General features: G+C 41.8%; 15 protein-coding genes. 10 read left to right on the forward strand and 5 right to left on the reverse strand.

Going from position 1 to position 24,855, the window contains the following annotated elements:
* Positions 1-3: 3 nt before the first annotated feature.
* From MD536_RS17190 to MD536_RS17210, 5 genes are all read left to right on the forward strand, one after another.
* On the forward strand, positions 4-771 hold the full coding sequence (locus MD536_RS17190) for an SDR family NAD(P)-dependent oxidoreductase (RefSeq protein WP_239602379.1): 768 nt from the start codon (positions 4-6) through the stop codon (positions 769-771).
* Positions 772-904: 133 nt separating this feature from the next.
* Positions 905-2,668 carry an alpha-L-fucosidase gene (locus tag MD536_RS17195; RefSeq protein WP_239602381.1) on the forward strand — a complete coding sequence of 588 codons (1,764 nt, stop codon included), beginning with the start codon at positions 905-907 and terminating at the stop codon, positions 2,666-2,668.
* A gap of 111 nt (positions 2,669-2,779) precedes the next feature.
* On the forward strand, positions 2,780-3,190 hold the full coding sequence (locus MD536_RS17200; protein ID WP_239602383.1) for a hypothetical protein: 411 nt from the start codon (positions 2,780-2,782) through the stop codon (positions 3,188-3,190).
* 9 nt (positions 3,191-3,199) lie between these two features.
* Positions 3,200-3,694 carry a hypothetical protein gene (locus MD536_RS17205; protein ID WP_239602384.1) on the forward strand — a complete coding sequence of 165 codons (495 nt, stop codon included), beginning with the start codon at positions 3,200-3,202 and terminating at the stop codon, positions 3,692-3,694.
* A gap of 22 nt (positions 3,695-3,716) precedes the next feature.
* Positions 3,717-4,790, forward strand: coding sequence for a TlpA disulfide reductase family protein (locus MD536_RS17210; protein ID WP_239602385.1), 1,074 nt, complete (start codon positions 3,717-3,719; stop codon positions 4,788-4,790).
* 20 nt (positions 4,791-4,810) lie between these two features.
* Here the strand turns inward: MD536_RS17210 and MD536_RS17215 are convergent, their stop codons facing one another.
* Complete coding sequence (locus tag MD536_RS17215) at positions 4,811-5,239, reverse strand: carboxymuconolactone decarboxylase family protein (RefSeq protein ID WP_239602387.1); 429 nt, start codon at positions 5,237-5,239, stop codon at positions 4,811-4,813.
* 79 nt (positions 5,240-5,318) lie between these two features.
* Positions 5,319-5,894: a Crp/Fnr family transcriptional regulator gene (locus MD536_RS17220; protein WP_239602389.1), complete on the reverse strand. Its 576-nt coding sequence runs from the start codon at positions 5,892-5,894 to the stop codon at positions 5,319-5,321.
* 112 nt (positions 5,895-6,006) lie between these two features.
* Between MD536_RS17220 and MD536_RS17225 the strand changes: the two genes are divergently transcribed.
* Positions 6,007-8,346 carry a glycoside hydrolase family 3 N-terminal domain-containing protein gene (locus tag MD536_RS17225; protein WP_239602391.1) on the forward strand — a complete coding sequence of 780 codons (2,340 nt, stop codon included), beginning with the start codon at positions 6,007-6,009 and terminating at the stop codon, positions 8,344-8,346.
* Positions 8,347-8,349: 3 nt separating this feature from the next.
* On the opposite strand, the gene MD536_RS17230 is transcribed toward MD536_RS17225, so the two are convergent.
* Positions 8,350-9,543 (reverse strand): hypothetical protein, encoded by a 1,194-nt coding sequence (locus MD536_RS17230; RefSeq protein WP_239602393.1) that lies wholly within the window; start codon positions 9,541-9,543, stop codon positions 8,350-8,352.
* Positions 9,544-9,720: 177 nt separating this feature from the next.
* Positions 9,721-10,482, reverse strand: a complete 762-nt coding sequence (locus MD536_RS17235; protein WP_239602395.1) for a response regulator transcription factor — start codon at positions 10,480-10,482, stop codon at positions 9,721-9,723.
* A 143-nt stretch (positions 10,483-10,625) separates the two neighbouring features.
* On the opposite strand from MD536_RS17235, the gene MD536_RS17240 reads away from it, so the two are divergent.
* From MD536_RS17240 to MD536_RS17250, 3 genes are all read left to right on the forward strand, one after another.
* Positions 10,626-13,256: a glycoside hydrolase family 2 protein gene (locus MD536_RS17240; RefSeq protein WP_239602397.1), complete on the forward strand. Its 2,631-nt coding sequence runs from the start codon at positions 10,626-10,628 to the stop codon at positions 13,254-13,256.
* A gap of 6 nt (positions 13,257-13,262) precedes the next feature.
* Positions 13,263-14,618, forward strand: a complete 1,356-nt coding sequence (locus MD536_RS17245; protein WP_239602399.1) for a sulfatase-like hydrolase/transferase — start codon at positions 13,263-13,265, stop codon at positions 14,616-14,618.
* A 74-nt stretch (positions 14,619-14,692) separates the two neighbouring features.
* Entirely contained in the window at positions 14,693-17,149 is a 2,457-nt protein-coding gene (locus MD536_RS17250; RefSeq protein ID WP_239602401.1) for a glycoside hydrolase family 95 protein, read from the forward strand.
* A gap of 5 nt (positions 17,150-17,154) precedes the next feature.
* On the opposite strand, the gene MD536_RS17255 is transcribed toward MD536_RS17250, so the two are convergent.
* A complete protein-coding gene (locus MD536_RS17255) occupies positions 17,155-21,261 on the reverse strand; it encodes a hybrid sensor histidine kinase/response regulator transcription factor (protein ID WP_239602405.1) in 4,107 nt (1,368 codons plus the stop codon).
* A 486-nt stretch (positions 21,262-21,747) separates the two neighbouring features.
* Between MD536_RS17255 and MD536_RS17260 the strand changes: the two genes are divergently transcribed.
* Positions 21,748-24,855, forward strand: a complete 3,108-nt coding sequence (locus MD536_RS17260) for a SusC/RagA family TonB-linked outer membrane protein (RefSeq protein WP_239602406.1) — start codon at positions 21,748-21,750, stop codon at positions 24,853-24,855.

A 24,855-nucleotide genomic window follows, 5' to 3' on the forward strand; every position in this document is an offset into this window, starting at 1 on the left:
CCTATGACTACAGGAACTTTTCAAGATAAAACGGCTATTATTACCGGTGCAGGCATTGGTATCGGTTTTGAAATTGCCAGGCAACTTGCTGCAGCTGGAGCGCATGTGTTTTTAAATGATATCGATCCGGATACAGCTACCCAGGCTGCTGAGCAAATTCAAAATGAATCCGGCAGCTGTACCGCAGTACCTGGTGATTCCAGTGATAGCCAGTTTATAAGAAGCATTGTAGCAAAAGCGGTTGAACAAACAGGCCGACTGGATATCGCCATCGCCAATGCTGGTATAACTTTGTTTGGTGATTTTCTTACCTATCCGGAAGATTCCTTTAATCGTGTTATAAAAGTAAATCTGAATGGAAGTTTTTTTCTTGCACAGGCTGCTGCCAACCAAATGAAAATACAGGGGTTCGGGGGATCCCTTCTGTTTATGTCATCCGTAACCGGCCACCAGGCACATAAAGACCTGGCAGCCTATTCCATGACGAAAGCGGCCCTTGAAATGCTGGCCAAAAATTTGGTGATTGAGTTATCTCCATACAGAATTAATGTAAATACGATAGCTCCCGGGGCCACCTTAACTGAGCGAACCCTGCATGATAAAAACTATGAAGCCGTATGGTCGCGTATCACTCCTATGGGCAGGCCGGCTACTACTGTTGATATTGCAGCAGCAGCACTCTTCCTGGTAGCTGATCAGGCAAGGCATATAACCGGACAAAGCCTGGTTATAGATGGTGGATGGACCTCAGTGAGTCCGTCTCCGTTTTGATTACTGTTGTTCAATATTCACTAAATCTTATACCATTCTGTCTGGATGGCGTAATTATGCCGATTTGCTCATTCAATTCGGTAATTTCAGAATGATCATTCATTCCTCATTGGGTATTTAGCAATCAGATCATATGATAAGAATATCAGTAGCCGGATTGTTGATCCTGGCATCCCTTACGGCTTTCAATCAACAAACTGCCAGGGATACTATCGCGGTAGGTAGAAAACATCCTCTGAGCGATTGGTTTACCGAATCAAAATATGCGTTGTTCCTGCATTGGGGACTTTATTCCCAATATTCCAATCAATGGAAGGGCAAAACACTGTATGGAATTGGTGAATGGATTATGTACCTCGCACAAGCGGATATTAAAGAATATGAAGCTGCTGCGCAATTTTTTAATCCGGTTCGCTTCAATGCGAGTGAATGGGTTCAGATCGCGAAAAATGCCGGCATGAAATACATTGTGATTACGGCCAAGCATCACGAGGGATTTGCCATGTTCAACTCCTTTCATCCCTTTAACATTACCACTGCCACTCCTTTCAAAAGAGATCCGATGAAAGAGCTCGCCGCTGCCTGCGCTAAAGAAGGTATTGGGTTGGGATTTTATTATTCTCAATTCCAGGACTGGCATGAAATCAACGACTGGAGTAAAGACCTACCGAAGCAATCCTTTTCAGCTTATTTTAAGAATAAATGCATCCCACAGGTAAAAGAACTGCTAACGAACTATGGATCAATTTCACTGATCTGGTTTGATACCCCAGGCGAAATGACAAAAGAGCAATCGCTTGAACTGGTAAAACTCGTTAGAAAATATCAACCAAGGGCTTTGATCAATAGCCGGATTGGAAATGGGGTCGGAGATTATGAAACCTATGGTGATCACGAAATCCCGGTGAAAAATGTTCAGGGCTTATGGGAAGCGGTGAATACCTCCAATGATTCCTGGGGTTATGCGTGGTACGATGAAAACTGGAAAACCGCAGATGTAATGGCAAGAGACCTCGTTTCCGTAATTGCAAGAGGCGGCAATTATATGCTGAATATCGGGCCAAAAGCAGATGGTACCCTCCCGAAGTTTAATGTGGATCAAATTCTGACTGTAGGGAAGTGGATCAAACAATATCCCGATGCAATTTACGGAGCAACAGCATCTCCCTGGCTGCAGGCATTTCCCTGGGGTGATGTTACCGTAACAAAAAATAACCTGAATCTATTTGTGTTCGACTGGAAGCCGGGTGCCAGTATCTATTTAACCGGAATCGGAAATAAAATAAAAACGGTGGTCACAAAGAATACCAATGAAAAGCTTAGGTATTCTTTCAATAATGGTGTTTTGAAAATTGAGCTGCCGGTCAGAACCTCCAACCAATTGCTGGAATGTATTCGGGTTGAATTGGATGGTGAGCCCAGGGTTCAAGCTTCTATGGCGATTGATCCAAACTATCCGACAAGCTTATCAGCAGCATTTGCAACTCCCGAAGGAGCGGCTTTCAATAAACTAAGCTGGATGGAAAAATTTGGTGAATGGAAACATCGTACGGTCATCAATAAATGGAACCAGCAGGATGGGGCTGCCAGTTGGGAGGCAAACTTCATGGAGCCTGGCTATTACCAGGTGGAAATGGATTATCATGCCTGCAAAGAAAGCGATGGAACAGAGTTTGATTTGTTTAATAATGCCAGTGATACTTTGCGTTTATATTTAACAGCAACAACAGGTGCAAAAGAAGCGGATGGTGACCGGCCGAGATTCAGGCGAACAAAAGTTGGCATCATCAAAGTGGCTGCACCCGGAATGACAAAAATTTCATTGATTCGTCGGAATGCCGCTCAAAAAGGAGATATTCATATAGCCTCCATTCAATTAAACAAGACCAATTTTTGATACATAGAAATTACCATTGGGTAATTTTTTATCAATTTCTGCTTTCTAATTTCGAACTGTGCTACAAACTAAAATAGATAGATCGTACAGTTTGAAAATTAAACTTTGAGTATGAAATTGATCTTTTCCTTTAAGACCATCCTGATTGGATTTTTGTGTGTTGTTCTATTTACCGGTTGTGACAAAGACGATGATTCCGGTTATCCTAGAAGGGTTTCCATTGAGTACAAAATAACCGGACTTTCCGGCGTGAATGGTCCCCTCACATTTGTAAGTTTCACCAACGAAACGGGCGGTAATAATGATTTGGTGAATCAGTCGTTTCCATTTAGTCGGACAATTACCAGAACATTAAATTCCGGTGACAATGCCACGCTTTCTTTCCGCTATGGTAATGGTTCTGGCGGTACGAATGTTTCCATCAAATTGGAAATAATTGTTGACGGTAAAGTGATAAAAACCGAAACGGTTAATAGCAGTACTGCTGTTGTAATTGCAGCAATTGCACACGTTTTCATTTAATAATCCACTATGATAAACCTATCTAATCTCCAGCGTATAATTTATGGAATGCTGGCAGTTTTACTATTTTCCTGTAGTAAATCTGATGACAACAAAAATGACGGAAACTATTTTATCCGGGCTAAAGTAAACGGCGAACTGGTTGAATTTAACCAAACAGCCATTGCAAACAAAACCACTAAAACAATCACGGGAACAGCCTTCCGGAATGTGCAAAATAATTTTCCGTTTTTTAGTTTTGATATAGAATCGGATAATGCAATTTCTGCCGGAACTTTCAGGGAGAGCAATTATTCATATATCATGATTTTCCGTTACGGGTTAGGCGTCGATGAGCTTTTTCATTCCCAAATGGGTGAAGAGGAGGATTTTCTGTTTGTTGTCGATCGAATTACCAACGAGGTGGTTGAAGGTAGTTTTCAGGGTATTATAAGAAATGCGTATAATTCCAGCCAGTCGCTAAATGTAACAGAGGGTCGTTTTCTATTGAAAGTGGTACCCTGATTAGTCTTATTTTTGTTTATTCATGAAAACGCTGTTACTGATATTGTTATCGTATGCGTTACCAGATTACGGGAACTCAGTTCAAAAACGTGCGGAAATCCTGGGTACTGTAACCGGCTTTGAAGATGGTACCTGGATATATTTTTCCGCTGAGTTTCCTGTTAAGATATTCGATTCAATACAGATCCGTAGTAACAAGTTTAAGTATATTTCAACAGTTGAAGCTGATTACCCAATCAATGTAATGGTTCATACAAAGGATTACCGGGATAATAAAAGAATATGGATAGAAACGACCCGAATGGAGTTTATCGGATCTAAGGGTGATTTCAATAATTCCGTGGTAAAGAATAGCAGGACTCATACCTTACACGATAATTTTCAAAAACGTATTCAACCATATTTGTATGAAATAGATAGTTTAAGGAGAAACGTTGGAACCGATGATCCGGCTGTACAATTGAGAATTACTTCCCTTGATTCGAGTATTTACCATGAATCAGCTTCATTTATTGCTACCAATCCTAAATCTGTTATTGCCAGTTTTATACTGTTCAATAATCATCGGATCTGGGGAAAAGATAAATCCAGGCCCTTGTTTAATTTGTTATCCCAAGAAAGCAAAAAAAGTCCTTATGGAATATTAATTGATCAATTTCTAACACTTAATAAGGAAATTAATATTGGTGATAGATACACAGATATCAGGCAGCTATCTCCGGAAGGTAAAATGATAAGTTTATCTGATTATGAAGGAAAATTCATTTTACTGGAGTTCTGGGCCTCCTGGTGTGGCCCCTGCAGAAAGGAAAATCCATTACTTGTTAAGCTATACAATAAGTACCATGCCAGAGGATTTGAGATTTTTGGGGTCTCTGCTGATGCTGATAAGCTCAATTGGATCAATGCCATCAAAACTGATCAGTTAAACTGGCCCCAGGTTAGTGAATTAAACGGCGGTAATAATAGTGCTCTGCTCACTTATGGGATTGGAGAAATTCCTTTCAACTATTTAATTGACAAAGATGGTAAAATTATTGCTCAAAACCTTAGGGGAGCGGCGTTAGAAAAAAGGCTAACTGAAATCTTCAGGTGAGTTCCAGTTTTTTTATTTCTTTACTCCATTATTAAATGGCTACTTATTGCAATTCTATTCCAACAATTGATAGTTATTACTGCCATTACTATTTCAGCGATTTGCTTATCATTAAAAAACTGATTTGCTCGACGCAATGTTAATTCTGATAAGCCATTCTGATGAATTAAAGTTATTTCTTCGGTAATGGATAAAACAACCTGTTCCTCTTCAGTAAATAAATATTTCGCTTCCCTCCAGGCAGATAAGACTACAATACGCTGAAGTTTTTCCCCGTATTTAAACGCATCCTTCGAATGCAAATCAATACAATAAGCACATCCATTTATTTGGGAGGCTCTTATTTTGATTAGTTCTTTTAATGATCTTGGAATTGATGTCTGATTAATAAATTGCTCCAATTCCATCATTGCTTTAATAGCAAACGGTGCATCTGTCCGAATATTCATATTTCCTGTTTTGTATTTTTAGCTTCTACTATTTCAGTACAAAAATGAAAATATTTCGGACTAATATTCTTAAACCAGTTTAAGAAATCCTTTTCTTTCGGATTTCGCTTAAATATTCAGGAGTAAACCCGAGATAGGAGGCAATTAGGTATTGTGGTACCCGTTGAACAAATTCCGGATGCTTTTTCAGGAGATTGAAATAAAATTCTTCTTTTGTTAATGAGTAAAGATACTTAATACGTAATTGTGCAGCTGCATACGCTCGCTGATACACAAACCTGAAATACCGTTCCATTACTGGAAATGCGGAGACTAAGTTTTCCTGGTTTTCCTTGCTAATATAGAGCAATTCAGATTTCTCAACTGCCTGTATAAAAAAGTTGGAAACCTGTTTATGTTCAAACGCCAGATTATCGGTCAACCACCAGGTTTCAATGGCGAATTCAGTTGTTTGCTCTACTCCTTTTTCAGTAATAAAAAATTTTCGCAATAGACCAGTTTCAACAAAATAATGGTAGCGGCAAATTTGTCCCCCTTCTAATAAATTCTTTTTTTTAGATATTTTCATAGAATGAAAAAAGCTCATTATCCCTTTGAATTCTTCATCTCTAAGAAGGACAAATTTTTCTATATGTTTTCTGAATATTTCAGACATCTGATCGCTTTTATATCAAAATTCGGATAAAATCGAATCCTTTAATGATAGAAATGAATAGTGGTTCTGAATATCTATACGCTAGTTTTGGTTAATATTTATTTTTTTCCAAATGATTAATAGAATAATATCTGTTGCTTTTTATGTTATAGTTAATTCTGCACTATTTGGTCAGTCTACACTTCCTTATAAAAATCCAAAACTTTCCGCCTCCCAACGCACCGCTGATTTACTTAAGCGTATGACCGTGGAAGAGAAAATCGGTCAATTGCTTTGTCCCATGGGTTGGGAAATGTGGGAGAAAAAGGGCAATGAGGTCAATTATTCTCCCAAATTCAAACAGCTGATTGATTCCTCTTATGTAGGTGCCTTCTGGGGAGTATACCGCGCGGATCCCTGGACTAAAAAAACACTGGAGACCGGGCTCAATCCGGAATTAGCTGCCAAAGCAGGTAACGCCCTGCAAAAATATGTGATGGAGCATTCGCGGTTGGGGATTCCTATCTTCCTGGCTGAAGAATCACCACATGGACATATGGCCATTGGAACCACCGTATTTCCAACCGGAATTGGTTTGGCATCCACCTGGAATCCTGCATTGGTGGAAAGCGCTGCAAGAGTAATGGCCAAAGAAATTCGCCTGCAGGGTGGACATATCAGCTATGGCCCGGTGATGGATCTCTCACGTGATCCGCGGTGGTCGAGAGTAGAAGAAAGCTTTGGAGAAGATCCGGTATTAACTGCCGCTATGGGTGTAGCTGCAGTGAAAGGAGGCGGTGGTGGTGATCTCTCCAAACCCTCCAGCGTGATCTCCACCCTTAAACATTTTATCGCTTATGGTATACCCGAGGGTGGGCATAATGGAAATACCACAATACTCGGTCAGCGTGAACTCCATGAAAACTTTCTGCCACCCTTTCAGCAAGCAGTGAAGGCAGGAGCTCTTTCCATTATGACTGCTTATAATTCCATAGATGGGATACCCTGTACGAGCAATGAATACCTGTACCGCGACTTATTAAAATCGCAATGGGGTTTTCGTGGTTTTGTGGTGTCGGATTTGTTCAGTATAGACGGATTGGCGGGTAGTCATCGCGTTGCAAAAGATATCCGGGAAGCAGGTGAATTGGCACTGAAGGCCGGTGTGGATATGGATTTGGGCGCCAATGCATTCGCTAAGATGAAACAATCTGTAGCGGAAGGAAAGGTTTCGATAAAGCAACTAGACGAAGCCGTTAGCAGGGTTCTAAAACTGAAATTTGAAATGGGATTATTTGAAAATCCCTATGTCAATCCACAACTGGCAAAAGCACAGGTGCGAACAAATGAATCTATTGTCATTGCAAGAGAAACTGCGCGTCAGTCTATCATCCTGCTCGAGAATAAAAACAATATCCTTCCATTGAAAAAGACAATTTCCCGGATTGCGGTTATTGGTCCCAATGCTGATAATCAATACAACCAATTAGGCGATTATACAGCGCCGCAGGAGTCTGAAAATATAATTACGGTATATGAGGGTATAAAAACAAAATTTCCAGCTGCAACAATAAACTATGTAAAGGGTGTTGGCATTCGGGATACGCTTAACACCGATATTCCTGCTGCCATACAGGCTGCCAAAAATGCGGAAGTTGCCATTGTGGTAGTTGGAGGTTCCAGTGCAAGAGATTTTCAAACCAATTACCAGGAAACTGGTGCTGCCATTGCTGATACCAAATCTGTTCAGGATATTGAAAGTGGAGAAGGTTTCGATAGAGCTACATTAAACTTACTGGGAAAACAACAAGAGTTGTTGGAAGCAATAAAAGCAACCGGCACGCCTGTAATTGTAGTTTATATCCAGGGTCGTCCATTGGAAATGAACTGGGCAGCTGCTCATGCGGATGCCTTATTATGTGCCTGGTATCCCGGACAGGAAGGTGGTACAGCCATCGCGGAAATTATTAAAGGGGATATCAATCCTTCCGGTAAGCTGCCAATATCGGTTCCAAAATCAGTGGGCCAAATACCTGTTTACTACAATAAAAAAAATCCACGTGGGCATGATTATGTAGAGCTGAGTTCAGCGCCCTTATATCCTTTCGGTTATGGCAGGAGCTACACGAGTTTTGAATACAGTCAATTGAATGTTCAATCAATCGGCGTTCATCGTTTTGAAGTCAGCTTTATTGTAAAAAATACCGGAATGTTTGATGGGACGGAGGTAGTGCAATTGTACCTGCGGGATGAGCTGGCTTCTGTGGTACAACCCAACAAACAACTGAAACAATTTCAACGGATAGCTCTAAAAGCCGGCGAACAAAGAGCCATTCGGTTTACCCTGGGGCAGGAAGACCTTAGCCTAATTGATCAAAATATGAAACCTAAAGTGGAGGCTGGAGAATTTACCGTAATGATCGGCGGATCCTCTTCCGAACTACCATTGAAAGCAACCTTCCGTGTGCAATAAAATTTAAAAATCACGCATCAGGTTAAAGGTGCCCACCAGTTTACTTGATCCCAGGTATTCTCCATTGCCACTCTCGGTATTGGTTCTGCCTGCTTCCTGGATAAGAAGTGTACCACTTATTTTCTGACCAACTGATCCGGCTTTGGTAATGATGATGTCTCCCGAACTTACCGTGCGACCGTCATTAAAGAAACTCTGAAATGCCTGTTGAGGTGAAATACCAGTTGGTTCAAAAAGGAACATGGTGTTTTCTTCATTCCAGGAGTAGGTGCCGGTTGCATTTTGTTTCCAGGTCATACTACCCATGCCATCGGATCCCTCCCAGGACATGCCCATGCTTCCATCGTTATCCATACCGAGTTCTACCTGTGCATCATTAAAAAGGTATTGTGTGTTGCCAATCCAGATACTTAATCCGGTAACATCTGTTTGCACAAATACTTTCGCACTGAGTGGTTTTGGTGAGCTTTTCATATAAAAAAGAATTGTAGCAGGATTGATTTCAGGCAACTCGAAATCAGCAGTTTTATAAACTGCAGAACTACCGTTTGGCTGAAGTGTTCCGATACCTTCTCCCTCAGCAAGTAATATCCAACGGTCTGCCAGTGCAGGGTCCAGAAGATATTCCTCCGTCATTGCCACCGGGCTGGCACCTGTGCGGAAGAAATCGCAGATATCTGTTTGTGGGGCTATTACAATTGTTCCAACAGCTTCCAGCTCTATTTCTGACCGGGGTCTTAAGGTGCTGAAAGCAGGGGTAAGCTTTACAGGGGTAACAAGTGCAACATCTCCTGCTCTCAGGCCAATGGAAACAACCTGCTGTGCCAGATTAATGGTACGACCAGTGTGCATCCACCATACGCCTATCGAGTCCTGAACAGATAACGATAAGGTACATTCCGGATTTATTCCAATGGAATCAAGCAGGTCCCGGTAAGAATAGTTGATCGTTACTGGTGCATTTAACTCTGTATTGGTTGAAATTCTGAAAGCAGGTCCGATTGAACCCGGACTGGTATTGGAAATTTCCTGAACTGTTAAAATGGTTCCGGTAGCTGCCGCGCCTGCCGGAACATCGACTATGATAGGTTGGTTAGTTACTGAGAAGCTTCCCCCATTCGGACTTAGTGAAATGTTCGTGGCGGCACCAATTGCCTGTCCTTTATTTCGAACCGCAATCCCAGGTTGATCACTCATGCCCTGATCAGGTTTAGTACAACTTATAGATGCTATGCATACAATGCTTGATATTACTAAAGGCAATACGGATTTTGTCAGGTTCATGGTAAAATGAATATAATTTAGTTTTGGGGCAAAACTAGTCACTGTCTATACAGGGAAAAATACCTAGTGCTAGGTATTTAATTGCCTCAACTACAACCATCCATTATTAATCGTTCTACTGATAAGCTCAACTGTAGATTCTGCACCAGATTTAGCTAAGATGTTTTTTCTGTGCGTATTTACTGTATGGATACTAATAAAAAGGCTAGCTGCAATTTGCTCTGTTTTATACCCTTCAATGATCAGCCGAAGGATTTCCAGTTCCCTCTTTGTAAAAGGATTATTGCCTGCTCTGAATAGTTCTGGTGCTTTTACATCAATGTAGGAAGGCTCTCCATCAATTCCAATAAATGAAAGAGATGGTTTTCCCGTTTGTTTTATATGATTGATATTAGTATGAACTACCAGCGTTTTATAAAAATTCTTTTGATCATCGTAATTGATTAAAATGGATTGATGAAGAATACGGATATAGTTACCCTCGCTGTTTTTTAATCGGAAATCATATTGCACTTTATATTTGGCCATTTTCTCAACAGGCAAATTCCTTAAAAACTGAACAGCCGCGTGTTCGAAATTTAAAAAATAAGGATGATCATCCGGATGGATATTATTCATGAAGTCCTTTACACCAAATGAGGTTGGAAAACCCAGTACCTGCTGAATAGAAGGGCTCATCAATTCTATTTCAGTATTGGTGAAATCAAAAACAAAAGAATAAAAATCCCCTATCTGTAAAAACCGAAATAAATTTTTGTAGTGGTCAGACTGGATAGAGTAGCTGCTTCCGGCCTGAGACGGACCGATCTCTTCCCAAAGGATAACAGCATTGGAAAGAAATGCCTCACTCATTTTTTATAGCAAATAAGGACATGTTTTTTGACATGGGTCCAGATATTTTACCGGATCTGCATTCTTCTTTATTAACGGTCAAATATGCTTATATATGAACAGTGCTTGTCTGGTTAAGAATCACCGGGTATCTTTAGAATAGCATGAAAAAGAATTTATTTATCCTCTTTTGGCTTAGCGCCTGCTGTTATTCGCTAACAGCGCAAAAAAAATATGAATTGACGGGTGAATGGAAAGCGGCCTCTATTACCCAGGTAAAAGAAAACGGGCAGCATATTTCTGCTCCGGGTTTTGAACTATCCAACTGGCAGCCCGCAATTGTTCCCGGAACGGTATTAACCACGCAATTGGCGAATGGTCAGATACCGGATCCATTTATTGGGATGAATAACAAACGAATACCTGATATCTATGAAACCGGTCGGGATTATTATACCTATTGGTTTGTAAGAGAGTTTTCAGAAACCGCTGCTGCAGGTGAACAGGTCTGGCTTCATTTACGTGGAGTAAATTATAGCTCAGATGTATATCTCAATGGGCATAAACTGAACAGGCAACTGCATAAAGGTATGTTCCTGAGGCAGCAGTACAATATCACTAAGTTGCTTCGCAAGGACGGAAAAAATCGCCTGGCTGTAATTGTATTTCCGCCGGACGAACCAGGTAATCCAAATGGGGGTCAGGGTGGAGATGGAACCATCGCCAAAAACGTGGGACATCAATATGTGGCAGGGTGGGACTGGATCCAGCCAATACGCGACAGGAATACAGGTATATGGGATAAGGTCTTCATTGAAAAGACCGGCTCAGTGAATTTGCAGAACCCGCATGTAGTAACCCTGGTACCAGGTAAGAGAAAGCCATCTGGTAATCAGCAACCTGCCATCTTGAAAGTATCGGCTGAATTGCAAAATACAAGGTCAGTGCCTCTTACTGGAATCCTGAGATATACGATAGATGGTAAAACCGTATCAAAATCTATAAGCCTTAAACCAACTAGTACAACCGAAGTTAGGCTGCCGGATTTTTCCCTTGTAAATCCTAAACTTTGGTGGCCTAACGGTTATGGAGAGCCGTATTTGTATCCGTTGAAACTGGAATTCCTGGCCGAAGGAAAAATTGCTGACCGGGAAGAAATAAAAGTGGGTGTTCGTGAAATCACTGCCGATTGGAATACTACTACCCGAAGCAAACAGATTTTTGTCAACGGACAACCGGTTTTTATAAAAGGTGGTAACTGGATTATATCAGATGCGATGTTACGTTTCACTGAAGCACGTTATGATGCAGAGATCCGTTTTCACCGGGATATGAACCTGAACCTGATTCGTATCTGGGGTGGAGCCATTAGCGAACGCCCGGAGTTTTATGAGGCCTGCGACAAATATGGAATGTTGGTGATGCAGGACTTTTGGGGTTCGGGTGATTGTAATGGTCGCTGGTTAGATCCCATGAAAAAAGACGATCAGTGGACCAGAAGAAAGTATCCGGATGACCATACCCTGTTTTTGATTTCGGCAGCAGATCAGATTAAGATGATTCGCAATCATGCCTCGCTGGCAATCTGGTGTGGCGGCAATGAGATCACGCTTCCACAGAGTATTCAAACTCCGCTGCGCGATTCTATTCTGCCCAAACTGGATGGCACGCGCTGGTTCGTGGATTATAGCAACTCCGATGATATGTCCTATAATTTCCTCGGGGGTAATGGGGATGGTCCCTATGGTATCCAGGACATCAAAACATTTTTCAATCACCGCACCTGGCCTTTTAATTCCGAGATCGGATCAGTAGGTGCAGGGGACTATGCATCACTGGAACGGTTTATCCCCGCGCCCAACCTGGTGCCACCTGTTTACAAAACGGAGATACGCAGAGAAACAGTAGATTCTGTTTGGGAATATCATAAATACATCGGGTATGGAAAATACATTGATGCCTATGGAAAGTCCGCTGATTTAAAAGATTGGGGAATGAAAGCGCAGTTGGTGAACTATGATCAGTACCGGTCCTTGATGGAGGGATTCAGTTCCCGCATGTGGGACTGGTATACGGGAGTGATCATCTGGAAAACGCAGAATCCCTGGACTGCTTTACGCGGACAGATGTATGATTATTACCTGGATCCCAATGCCTGTTTGTATGGTTTGCGACAGGGAGGTGCGCCTGTCAATTTCTTCTACAATCCTGCCGATACAAGTTTACACCTGATCAATAATACATTTGTTCATCAGTATGATCTGATGCTGGTAATGAGCCTTTTTGATAAAGATGGAAAGGAGCGTAGCCTGGGTCAGGTCTTTGCGGAAATTGGTCCGGCAACTACCCGAAAAGTGATGGATATTCAGCGTGCAATCCGGCAGGCAGCCAAAGAAGAAGGCGTGTTTCTGAGTCTTAAAATATTGAATCTTGATAAAGAAGTCGTATCCCAAAATCTCTATTGGCTGCCGGATTCAACCGGACAGTATAGCGGACTTGCTAACATGCGCAAAGTTCAACCGGAGATCAGTGCCAAAGAAATGGAGAAAGGTAAAATTGCAGTAACCATCAGTGCCCCGGCAGGTGGACCGATCTCTTTTTTCAACCGGTTGTCGCTGGTTGATCCTGTTACGAAAAAACGCATACTCCCGGTCTTTTATGATGATAATTATGTGTCAGTGTTACCGGGGGAAAGCAGAACAGTGTTATTGGAATATAGTCCCGCGACTGGTCAGAAGCCGATGCTTTCGCTGGAGGCATGGAATATGCCTGAACAGTTTATTTCTATAAAATAAAAAAAGATGAGCATAAAGGTTGTAAAGCGGATACTGTTGACAGTTTTTCTTTTTGTAAAAATTGGAGAACTGGCAGCGCAATCGACAAAACCCAATGTTATTGTTATCTATTCCGATGACCAGGGGTATTCTGATCTGAACTGCTATGGAGCAAAAGATTTATATACACCGCATATAGATAAACTAGCCAGCGGAGGGGTGCGCTTTACTGAGTTTTATGCAGCGGCTCCTGTATGTTCTCCTTCGCGGGCAGCATTGTTAACGGGACTTGTTCCCCAACGTGCGGGATTGCCGGGTAATGCATCTTCTACGAAAGGAGTAGCCGGGATGCCAACAGAACAATATACAATGGCTGAGCTATTTAAAGCTGGTGGTTATAAAACCGCTCATATTGGGAAATGGCATATTGGGTATACTCCGGAAACAATGCCGAATGGTCAGGGCTTTGATCACTCCTTTGGATTTATGGGAGGATGCATTGATAATTATTCTCATTTTTTTTATTGGGATGGTCCCAATCGTCATGATTTATGGAGAAACGGAGTAGAAATTCATGAACCAGGAAAATATTTTCAGGATTTAATGGTAGATGAAGCTGCCAACTTCATGCAGAACAACCGGAAGGATCCATTCTTCCTTTATTTTGCGTTGAATACACCACATTATCCATTACAGGGAGATACCAAATGGCTGGAGTATTATAAAAAGCTCCCGTCTCCCCGAAGAGAATATGCAGCTTTTGTTTCTGCTATGGATGAACGGGTTGGAGCCTTACTGGCAAAATTGAATGAATTGGGATTGACTGAAAATACCATCGTGATATTTCAGTCTGATCATGGTTATTCTGAAGAAGTCAGAACCTTTGGAGGAGGTGGAACTGCCATTGGGAAGCGGGGATCCAAGTTCAGTTTGTTTGAAGGAGGCATCAGAGTGCCGGCGATCATCAGCTGGCCAGGACGCTTACCCATGGGTGTTACAAGAAACCAGTTTGCAGTCAATATCGACTGGTACCCAACACTAGCCGGGTATTGCGGGCTGGCACTACCTGATAAAAAATTAGATGGAAGGGATTTGCGCAAATTGATCGCATCGGAAACTGCAAAATCGCCCCATGAGCTTTTTGTTTGGCAAAGTGGAGGCACAAAAGAAGCGCCTCAGTGGGCAGTAAGAAAAGGCGATTGGAAATTATTGCATGCTCCTATGCAATCGAATCCTGCGGAACTGGATGCAAATGGACTTATGCTGGTAAATCTTCAATCGGATCCGGGGGAAAAGATCAATCTGGCCGCAAAATTTCCAAATAAGATAAAAGAGCTAAAGGCGGCGTATCAGGAATGGAGTATAAAAGTTGCTGAACAGTAATTTGCTGGTATATAAGAGTTGCAATCGGTTGAAATTTTCTGCCTACATTTAACTACCAGCAGGGAGGGCGCCATATGAATCGACTATTTTTGATGGTTTTTTCTTTTCTTTTTTTTAGTGCAGCAGCCCAAAAAAAAGAACCTTTAAAATTATGGTACAGGCAACCAGCCGGACAAATATGGGAAAATGCGCTTCCTGTTGGAAATGGTTTTTTGGGTGCTATGATTTACGGGAATGTTGAGGAGGAACTGATAGCACTGAATGAACATACCGTTTGGAGCGGAAGTCCGAACCGGAATGATAATCCGGCTGCTATAAATGCATTGACCAGCATTCGGAAATTGATATTTGAGGGAAAACAAAAAGAAGCTGAACAATTAGCCAATGATCAGATAATTACAAAAAAATCGCACGGCCAATTTTTTGCACCGGTGGGAACGCTGCATCTTGAAATGAAGGGCCAGCAGCAATACAGTAACTATTACAGAGAACTTGATATAGATAACGCAATAGCAAGTAGTAGATATGAATCAAATGGTGTTACCTTTAAAAGAGAAGTATTTGCCTCTTTGACGGATCGTGTACTCGTTATTCGGCTTACAGCGGATAGAGCAAAAATGCTCAGTTTTACAGCACGGTATTCTACACCTCAACCCCGGGCTGCAGTATTAGTTGAAAATGGCTTGCTGATATTAAAAGGCACTACCCCAGATCATGAAACCGTACCTGGAAAAGTCAAATTTTATACGGTTGCTCAGATTAAGACCACGGGTGGTAATATCTTAACTACTGACTCCAGCATTCAGGTGCAGCAGGCTGATGCGGCTGAAATCTATCTATCCATCGCAACCAATTTTAATTCGTATAAGGATCTGGGTGGTGATGAAATGGCGAGAAGTTTGTCCTGGCTTAAAAAAGCAGTCAATAAATCGTACAGCGTTTTAAAAAAGGAACATGTTCATCAATACCAGCAGTATTTTAACCGGGTGCAGTTTGCCCTCGGGACTAGTGCTGCAAACAATGAACCAACGGATGAACGATTACGCAAATTCAGAAACAGGAACGATCCTCAACTGGTTAGTTTGTATTACCAGTACGGAAGGTATTTATTGATTTCTTCTTCTCAACCTGGTGGTGAGCCGGCCAATTTGCAGGGAATCTGGAATCACCGGATGTATCCTCCTTGGGACAGTAAGTATACCATCAATATCAATGCAGAAATGAACTACTGGCCGGCAGAGAAAACAAATCTTTCGGAATTGCATGAACCCTTTCTGCGAATGGTAAAGGAACTTTCTGAAACAGGCAGGGAAACTGCTAAAACCATGTATGGCGCAAGGGGATGGGTAGCCCACCACAATACGGATATATGGAGGATTACAGGGCCTATTGATGGTGCTTTCTGGGGTATGTGGGTGGCTGGTGGCGCCTGGGCCAGCCAGCATTTGTGGGAGCATTTTTTGTACACTGGTGATCTCAAATTTCTGGCTACGGCTTATCCTGTTTTAAAGGAAGCAAGCCGTTTTTATATGGATTTTCTTATTCCACATCCGAAAGAAAAATACCTGGTAATCAATCCTGGCAGTTCTCCGGAAAATGCACCGGCTGCTCATGGTGGTTCCTCTCTGGATGCAGGTACCACGATGGATAATCAGCTTGCGTTTGACCTCTTCAGCAGTACCATCAGAGCAGCAGAATGGTTAAAAACGGATCAGGCATTTAGGGATTCCTTAAAGCAGTTAAGAGACCAGTTATCACCAATGCGTATCGGTCGGTTCGGACAGTTACAGGAATGGATGGAAGATATTGATGATCCGAATGATCATCACCGGCATGTTTCTCATTTATACGGATTGTATCCTTCCAACCAAATTTCACCCTATCGCAATCCCGACTTGTTTCAGGCGGCAAGGATTAGTCTGGAGCACAGGGGTGATGTTTCAACCGGATGGAGCATGGGATGGAAGATCAACTGGTGGGCAAGATTACAGGACGGTGATCGCGCCTTGCAACTACTCAGAAATCAACTATCACCGGTGGGCACTAACGGGGAAGGAGGGGGGAGTTATGACAATCTTTTTGATGCACACCCGCCTTTCCAGATTGATGGAAATTTTGGTTGTACCTCAGGTATCACGGAGATGCTTATACAGTCTGCTGATGGAGCAGTCCATATTTTACCTGCTTTGCCAAAAGAATGGGCGAATGGATATATAAACGGAATTAAAGCAAGGGGTGGATTTGAAATCAGGGAACTGAGTTGGAAAGACGGGAAAATTCAACATCTGGTAATACAGTCGCATTTGGGAGGAAATCTGCGTTTGCGGGTACATCAGCCCCTTCAGTTTTATTCAGGAAAAAAAGTTGAGATAAGTTCCGGGCTTAATACAAATCCATTTTTTGTTATAGAATCAATTCCGGCACCCCTGGTAGCGAAGAATTTACCAGAGGTAAAGACTGTCCTTAAAGTAGCCATGGAATACGATATCATGACAGAAAAGAACAAAACTTATACATTCACCAGCCAGTAGATTGATTAATTCAAAGTTTCTTTTCTCATTTTTACCATGTATTCGGATGGAAGTAAACTGTATTTTGCTTTGAAGGATTTAGCAAAATAATTAGGGGTTGAAAACCCGACTGAATAAGCGATTTCAGCAACATTCATATCCGATTTTTCCAGCAATACGGCGGCTTTTTCAAGTTTGATCGAACGAATGAATTCGACAGGCGTTTGCCCTGTTAGTTCTAACAATTTATTGTAAAGTGAACTTCTGCTCATGCCAACATGCCTGCTCAACTCTTCTACCGAAAGTTGGGAATTATTCAAATTTTCATCCAGGTACTTTAAAATCGTATGCAATAATTTTTCATCGGCCGACTGAATTTCAATTTCGGGGGTCAGGGCCTTAATTTGTTTTGAATAAGTTGTTTTTAATGTATCATTGAGTAGTAACAGGTTTTTAATTTTTGCATTTAACAGTTCAAAATTGAAAGGCTTGGTGATATAATCGCTGGCCCCTGTTTTTAATCCGGTAAGCTGGTCAGCTTCACCAGATAATGCAGTCAGCAGGATGATGGGAATATGCATGGTTCTTTTGTCTGCTTTGATTTTCTGACAGAATTGAATTCCATCCATTTCCGGCATACTAATATCACTTACTATAAGTTGGGGATGATGTGTAAGGGTTTTTTGCCATGCTTCCTTGCCATTGGTTGCTTCGAAAACCTTATAGTGTAAACGAAGATTGTCCTTGAGATAAAAACGAAAATCATCATTGTCTTCTACCAAAAGAAGGGAGGGTACAGGGCCGGTTGCAGCCTTGATTTCCGGTTTAACAATATCCTGCATTAACGTACCTGATGCTGAATTGTTATCTTCTACCAGTCTGGGTTCCTGCTCAGGCTCTTCCAGCAGGGTAAGCGGTAATAGAATCCTGAAAGTAGTTCCTTTGTCTGGAGTACTTTCCAGTTCAATGTCGCCACCATGCATTTTTACAAATTCCCGTGTTATGGATAATCCGATTCCCGTTCCCTGGTTTAAGATAGAGGCAGGTGACTGATGTTGAAAAAACAAGTCATAAATGCGGGATTGTTGTTCAGGCGGAATTCCAATTCCGGTATCTGCGATTGTAATTTCAACCCAGGTTTGTTCTGTGGTTGTGCGTTTTGCCCAGTTCAAAGACATGTGTACTGAGCCCCCTTTGTTAGTAAACTTAAACGCGTTTGAAAGAATATTAAATAATATTCGCTCTAATTTATCATGATCAAAACTGGTGTGTAGTTTCTCTATTAAACTGGTATAGCTGAAACCAATTTTTTTTCTTTCTGCCAAGTCCACAAAAGCCTGACTGATTTCCTGCATGAATGGAACCAGATCTCCTTCCGTTGAAAAGAGTTTTAATTCATGTTCTTCCATTTTCCGGAAATCGAGTAGTTGATTTACAAGATTCAGTAAGCGTTTTGCATTATGTTTTACCAATAGTAATTGTTTGGAGTCATGCCCATTTACTTCCCGCTGAAGTAAACTCTCAACCGGACCAAGAATCAATGATATGGGAGTTCTGAATTCATGACTAAGATTGGTGAGGAATTTTATTTTCAACCGGTCCAGTTCACGAATTCGTTCCACTTCCCGGCGTTCCTGTTCAATTTTTAACTGTTCCTGCTCACGGGCAAATTTCTTTTTCCATTTTTGGAGTGACAGGTATCGAATGTATAATAAAACGCCAAGGACAAGTAATACATAAAAGATATAGGCATAGGTGCTTCTCCAGAATGGCGGATGAACAATTATGCGGATGGATGTCCCTGCTTCATTCCACAACCCATCATTGTTGCTTGCCTTTATTCGAAACACATAATTCCCGGGATCCAGGTTGGTGTACGAGGCACTTGTTTTGTTGCCAACATCGTTCCAGTCCTTGTCAAAGCCCTCCAGTTTGTATGCGTATTTATTCTGTAATGGAGCAGTATAAGTCAACCCAATATATTCCAGTATGAAATTTTGTTTGAAATCCAGGTTGATTTCTTTTGCAACCGAAATATGATCACTAAGTGGACCGTCCCTGGAAGCCTGAACACTTTGATTTCCGATTTTCAAATCTGTGAGGGTAACTATCGGAATATTATTGTTTTTTATCAGTTTCGTGGGATTAAAATAATTAAAACCTGCTTTCCCTCCGAAGTACAATTCTCCATTTCTAAGCTTAATTCCGGCACCCCGAACAAAGTTATTTTCCTGTAGTCCATTGTGGGAACCATAATTATTTATTTTGCTCGTTTTCGGATCTATGCTGCTTATACCATTATTCGTGCTTACCCAGATCAATCCGGTTTCGTCTTCCAGTAAGGCATAAGCCATACTATTGGCAAGGCCGTTATTTTCAGCAAATGTTTGAAATGAATTTTTTTCTTTGGAGAACCTGGCAACTCCTGAACCAAATGTTCCCATCCATAAATCCCCCTTTTTGTCTCTGAGTATGCATTGTATTTTATCGTTTGGCAACTTGCTATTGCTGCTTTTGTAGACCTTGAATTCATTGTTCCTCTCGTTATAACAAGCTACTCCTCCGCCGTGTGTAGCGATCCAGATAGTTCCGTCGCTATCTTCCACAATGTCTCTGATATATCCATTGATTGGAAGCAAATTATCATTAGGCTGTTGCGGATGGGGTGTATAGCGACGAATCACTTTGAAATCCGAATTGAGTACATTGATTCCCTGACCATTCATGCCCAGCCAGATTTCTCCATTTTTCATTGGGCTCACTACAAAAACCTCATTGGCATTTAGCATGGTGGACTTATTTCCAGCCTTGATACGTCTAATGCCTTTTCCGGCTGGATCCATCACCAGAAGCCCATCCCCATACGTACCAATCAAAATGGTTCCATTCGAAAGTTTTTTAAGCGTTAATACATCAATTTCAGTGTTGGAGGTCCCACGTTCTGAAGGGATTAAAACCTGTTGGAACAATTTCTTTTTGGGATCAAACAAACTTAACCCTCCACCCTCTGTTCCAACATATATTTTTTCATCAGGGCCTTCAGCAAAGGCTTTTACAATTGGGTCATTCAGTCCATATTTATCAAATGGATTACTCCGGACATAATTAAAGAGATTCAGATTGCTGTCAAATTTATTGATACCACCTCCAACCGTACCAATCCAGTAAATGCCCTGATTATCAATAAACAGACTTCTTACCTGTTTGGCAGAAAGGCTGTGCAGATTTCGCTGATTTTGTCTGAAACGGCTGGTTTTTCCTGTTTTCAAATCCATGATTTCAAGCCCTTCAGATGTACCTATCCATAGGTTTTGACCATCGTCGGCGAGTGCATTGACAGAATAGGAAGCAATTTTTGAAAAGGATTGATTTGCAGGGTTGTACCGAAATAATCCTTGATTTGATCCAACCCAAAGGGTACCTGATTTGTCTTCTTTAATGGCATTAATTGTTTCGTCTGAATGGGTAGCAAAAGGATCCGCCAATCTTGTGAAATAGCTTACTGTTTTGGTAGCAGGATCATAGCGATGTAATCCTTTACCTGTTCCGATCCATATAATGTGCCGGCTATCTTCAAAGAGACAGGTTGGTGGGGTTTTGATAGAGGAGATGGCAGATGAGGAGCTAATTTCAAGGTCCCGGGTTGAACCAGTTGTCGGATCTAATAATGTTATACCATCGAAATGAGCAACCCAGATTATACCTTTTGAATCACTGATGACACTTCTGATTACATTGTTCTGGATTTCGTCTTTTTTTCTAATTGCCGGATAATGCTGAAAGGTATCAGTCCTGCGGTCGTACCTGCTTAATGAACCGCCACTGGTACCAATCCATAAATTGCCTTTCGAATCTTCGTGCAGACTCAATATTTCATTTGACTTTAAAGTGCCTTTTCTCGTTTCATTTCGCCGGTAAATGGTAAAGTTGGTGCCGTCGAAGCGGGCCAATCCATCTTCCGTTCCTGCCCACAACCAACCCGAGCGATCCTTCAGTAATACATTCACGGAATTGGATGACAGGCCATCTTTAGTAGTAATGGTTATAAGGTTAATCTGATTGGGTTGAGCCTGCCCCTTGAAGAAAAAGACCGGCACCAATAACAAGATGAGTAGTCCCAAAATTCTATTCATACAGCAGCTAGCATTCGTTCAAAATCAGCTTCTTAGATCAGACCGAAGAAATTTAAACATTTGTTCCATGAGTTTCAACAAATGTGCTATTGATCATTTTTCCTGGCAAATAACTTCACGATAAGTAATAGCCTTACGAAACAGTCATGGCTGAATTCCTAACAAATAAAAAACAATAAAATGTAAAAACGACATTTAAATTAAAACCTGATATAATTATTGAAACTAATATTAACTGCCAACAACCAAATACGATTCACATGCTGCCATTTCCAACAGTGCTCTCCTTTCAAATGAAAATCCGGGTTCCCCGGGGTTATTCCTCCCATTAGTAAAGTCCAACGCTCCAGAAAGGACTCCTGACTCATCCAAAAGCTGTTCAACAGATATGGACCGCTGAAAAAAAAGATTTCATAAATCATTATGAAAAAACAAACAAAAAGACGATTATTGCAATCGATTGCAAAAACCAAAATTCTAACGATTATGAAAGTACTAACGATTCTGCTTGTGGCGCTGAGCCTAATAGCAGTGCCAGTTTTTGCCCAAAGTCCGGTCACCGGGCGCATCACAGACGGGCAGGGAAGACCCATTCCCCAGGCTTCTGTGGTTATTAAGGGCACAGGTAACGGGGTTAGCAGCAATGACAATGGTGAATTTTCCATTGTTGCACCCGCTAATGGAACCCTGGTTATCTCTTCTGTCGGTTACCCTACTAAAGAGTTGGCTATCAATGGAAAAACTCAGTTTTCAATTACCCTGGAAGCAGGTGCAGACGATCTAAATCAGGTAATTGTAGTGGGTTATGGAACACAGCGGAAAAGAGATGTTACAGGTTCAACAGTTTCCGTAAAAGGAGAAACCTTGAATGAAATAAAAGCGCCAAATATTTTCAATCAGTTGCAAGGCCGTGCAGCCGGGGTGGATATTGTCAATAACAGCACCCAAATTGGAGCAGCCGGACAGATACGTATCCGTGGTAACCGTTCCATTACAGGAAATAATAATCCATTGATTGTGGTGGATGGAATGGTTTACGGTGGTAGTGTCAATGATATCAATCCTGATAATATTGCCAATGTGGACATCTTAAAAGATGCGTCCGCAACTGCCATTTACGGATCCCGCGGATCAAACGGTGTTATTATTATTACCACCAAAAGAGGTACCTCGGGTAAAGCAACCACTACCTACAATGGGTATGCGGGAATGTCGAAAGCTATTGATACCTGGCGTGTATTCAATGCACAGGAATACGCCCAATTTAAGGAGGATGCCCGCCAGGGACAACCAGCTTTCCAAACCAACCCAAATGTGATCAGCCCCTATGCACTTACACCAATTGAAGTTTCCAACCTCGAGGAAGGTGTAAATACAGACTGGCAGGATCTGCTGCTGACTACCGGCTTAAGAACCGGGCACGACATCAGCATTCGGGGAGGTACTGATAAAACCCAGTATTTCTTTGGATTGGGTTATTACCGTGAAACTGGAATCGTGCATGATCAGTCGCTCGATCGGCCTTCTTTCAGTGTCAACATTGATCACAAAATGAGCAACAAGCTGAAAATAGGGTTCACCAGCTTTAATACCATGTTTTATTCCAACCGGGTTGGTACTAATGCATTTGGAACTGCGACCCGGATCGGTCCGATTTACAAGCCTTATAATGAGGATGGGACACTTAATCTTCAGCCAACGGTTCAACAAGGGGTTGATAATAACACATTCAATCCGCTTACAGCCATTGGCAATAATGACCTTATTAAAGCAAGAAGCCGCCGTTACCAATTCCAGCACAATGTATATGGTGAGTGGCAAATTCTGAAAGAACTGAAATTCAGAACCACTTTTGGATTTAGCTGGTCCCAGACCTTCAACAGTAATTACAATGGTCCGGGTACCATCTTTAATACCAATACCAATACTGCAGGATCCAACCTGAGTCAGTCAAACGCCGAAGGTTGGCAGTATACGATCAATAACTCGCTTGAATACAATAAACTGTTTGCCGACAAACACAAAGTTCAGGCGCTCGTATTGCAGGAAGTGCAGAAGAACAGTTTTCAGTCGCAGGGCTGGACTGGTCAGGGAGTTCCTGCCAACTATATCGAAGACTATAATTTCCAGCTGGTTAATTCCATCAATCCACAGGCGGGTCAATACAGTGAATCCGGCATCATTGGATACATGGCCCGGATTAACTATGCATTTGACGACAAATACCTGCTGACTGCAACCTTCCGGGCAGATGGTGCTTCGGTATTGGCAAAAGGTAATCAATGGGTAACCTATCCAGCGCTTTCACTGGGTTGGAATATTGACCGCGAAGGGTTCATGCAAAACCAGGATATATTCAGTAACCTGAAACTGCGTGCCGGCTGGGGTATCAGTTCCAATGCGGGTATTAATCCCTATACTACCCTGGGAAGTTTGAGTACCGGTTTCTATAATTATGGACAGGGTACTACACCGCTTGTGAATTTTGTAAACGGTTACACTATCAATACAATTCCCAATCCTAATTTAACCTGGGAAAAAACAAGAGGTATCAACTTCGGACTTGATTTCGGATTGTTGAACAATCGGCTGACCGGTACCATAGAATATTATAATACCAGCACAACAGATATCCTGCTGAGTAAGAGTTTGCCCCGTAGCCAGGGTGCTAACTCCATTCTTACCAATGTGGGTGAAACAGCCACCAATGGTATGGAATTCAGTTTAAGCAGTTATAATATTCAGGCTAAAAAACCAGGTGGTTTTACCTGGCGGACAGATGTAAATGCATTTTTCAATCGTGAAAAAATTGTTGCCCTTCAACAGGGATTACAACAGGATATCGCGAATGGCTGGTTTGTTGGTCAGCCAATGACGGTGATTTATGATGTTCGGAAAATCGGTATCTGGCAATTAGGAGAAGAAGCAGAAGCTGCACAATACGGGCAGGCTCCTGGTGATATAAAGCTGGAAGACGTTAATAAAAACAATGCAATTGGTCCGGAAGACCGCCAGATTATTGGTGATTTTCAGCCGAACCTGGTAGCAGGTTTGACCAATAGTTTCAGTTTTAAAGGATTTGATCTGAACGTAGTAATGTTTGGAAGATTTGGTCAAACTGTAGCAGCTACTTATTTGTCTGCAGATGGTGGTGCTGCAGGTTATCCCTTCTTCCTGAACAGTCGTGTTAATCAGCACAAAATCAACTATTGGACACCAACCAATCCTACCAATGATTTTCCTCAGCCTGATGCAAGCCGTGACGCTCAATTGTATACTTCTACATTAACCTACAGAGATGGTTCATTCATTAAAATAAGAACCATTGATCTTGGGTATACATTTAAGAAAGCCTTGCTGGAAAAACTGAAAATGCAATCCTTACGGGTATATGTATCTGCTCAGAATCCGTTCATTTTATGGGCGCCGCTGGTTCGCGATGGATTGGGAATTGATCCGGAAGGAAACGGGACTGGTAATGCTGTCAACTCCAATGCTGGTGGTGGATCTCCTGTTCAAACCAGAGCCATTACTGTGGGTATGGGTGTTCCGCCAAGTCGGTTATTCATTTTTGGCGTAAACCTGAATTTCTAA

The organism is Flavihumibacter cheonanensis, from assembly GCF_022352215.1.
In the GTDB taxonomy this organism is placed as follows: domain Bacteria; phylum Bacteroidota; class Bacteroidia; order Chitinophagales; family Chitinophagaceae; genus Flavihumibacter; species Flavihumibacter cheonanensis.

Coding starts and splice junctions, on each gene's coding strand:
- MD536_RS17190 (WP_239602379.1), top strand. CDS start 4: ATGACTACAGGAACTTTTCAAGATAAAACGGCTATTATTACCGGTGCA.
- MD536_RS17195 (WP_239602381.1), top strand. CDS start 905: ATGATAAGAATATCAGTAGCCGGATTGTTGATCCTGGCATCCCTTACG.
- MD536_RS17200 (WP_239602383.1), top strand. CDS start 2,780: ATGAAATTGATCTTTTCCTTTAAGACCATCCTGATTGGATTTTTGTGT.
- MD536_RS17205 (WP_239602384.1), top strand. CDS start 3,200: ATGATAAACCTATCTAATCTCCAGCGTATAATTTATGGAATGCTGGCA.
- MD536_RS17210 (WP_239602385.1), top strand. CDS start 3,717: ATGAAAACGCTGTTACTGATATTGTTATCGTATGCGTTACCAGATTAC.
- MD536_RS17215 (WP_239602387.1), bottom strand. CDS start 5,239: ATGAATATTCGGACAGATGCACCGTTTGCTATTAAAGCAATGATGGAA.
- MD536_RS17220 (WP_239602389.1), bottom strand. CDS start 5,894: ATGTCTGAAATATTCAGAAAACATATAGAAAAATTTGTCCTTCTTAGA.
- MD536_RS17225 (WP_239602391.1), top strand. CDS start 6,007: ATGATTAATAGAATAATATCTGTTGCTTTTTATGTTATAGTTAATTCT.
- MD536_RS17230 (WP_239602393.1), bottom strand. CDS start 9,543: ATGAGTGATCAACCTGGGATTGCGGTTCGAAATAAAGGACAGGCAATT.
- MD536_RS17235 (WP_239602395.1), bottom strand. CDS start 10,482: ATGAGTGAGGCATTTCTTTCCAATGCTGTTATCCTTTGGGAAGAGATC.
- MD536_RS17240 (WP_239602397.1), top strand. CDS start 10,626: ATGAAAAAGAATTTATTTATCCTCTTTTGGCTTAGCGCCTGCTGTTAT.
- MD536_RS17245 (WP_239602399.1), top strand. CDS start 13,263: ATGAGCATAAAGGTTGTAAAGCGGATACTGTTGACAGTTTTTCTTTTT.
- MD536_RS17250 (WP_239602401.1), top strand. CDS start 14,693: ATGAATCGACTATTTTTGATGGTTTTTTCTTTTCTTTTTTTTAGTGCA.
- MD536_RS17255 (WP_239602405.1), bottom strand. CDS start 21,261: ATGAATAGAATTTTGGGACTACTCATCTTGTTATTGGTGCCGGTCTTT.
- MD536_RS17260 (WP_239602406.1), top strand. CDS start 21,748: ATGAAAGTACTAACGATTCTGCTTGTGGCGCTGAGCCTAATAGCAGTG.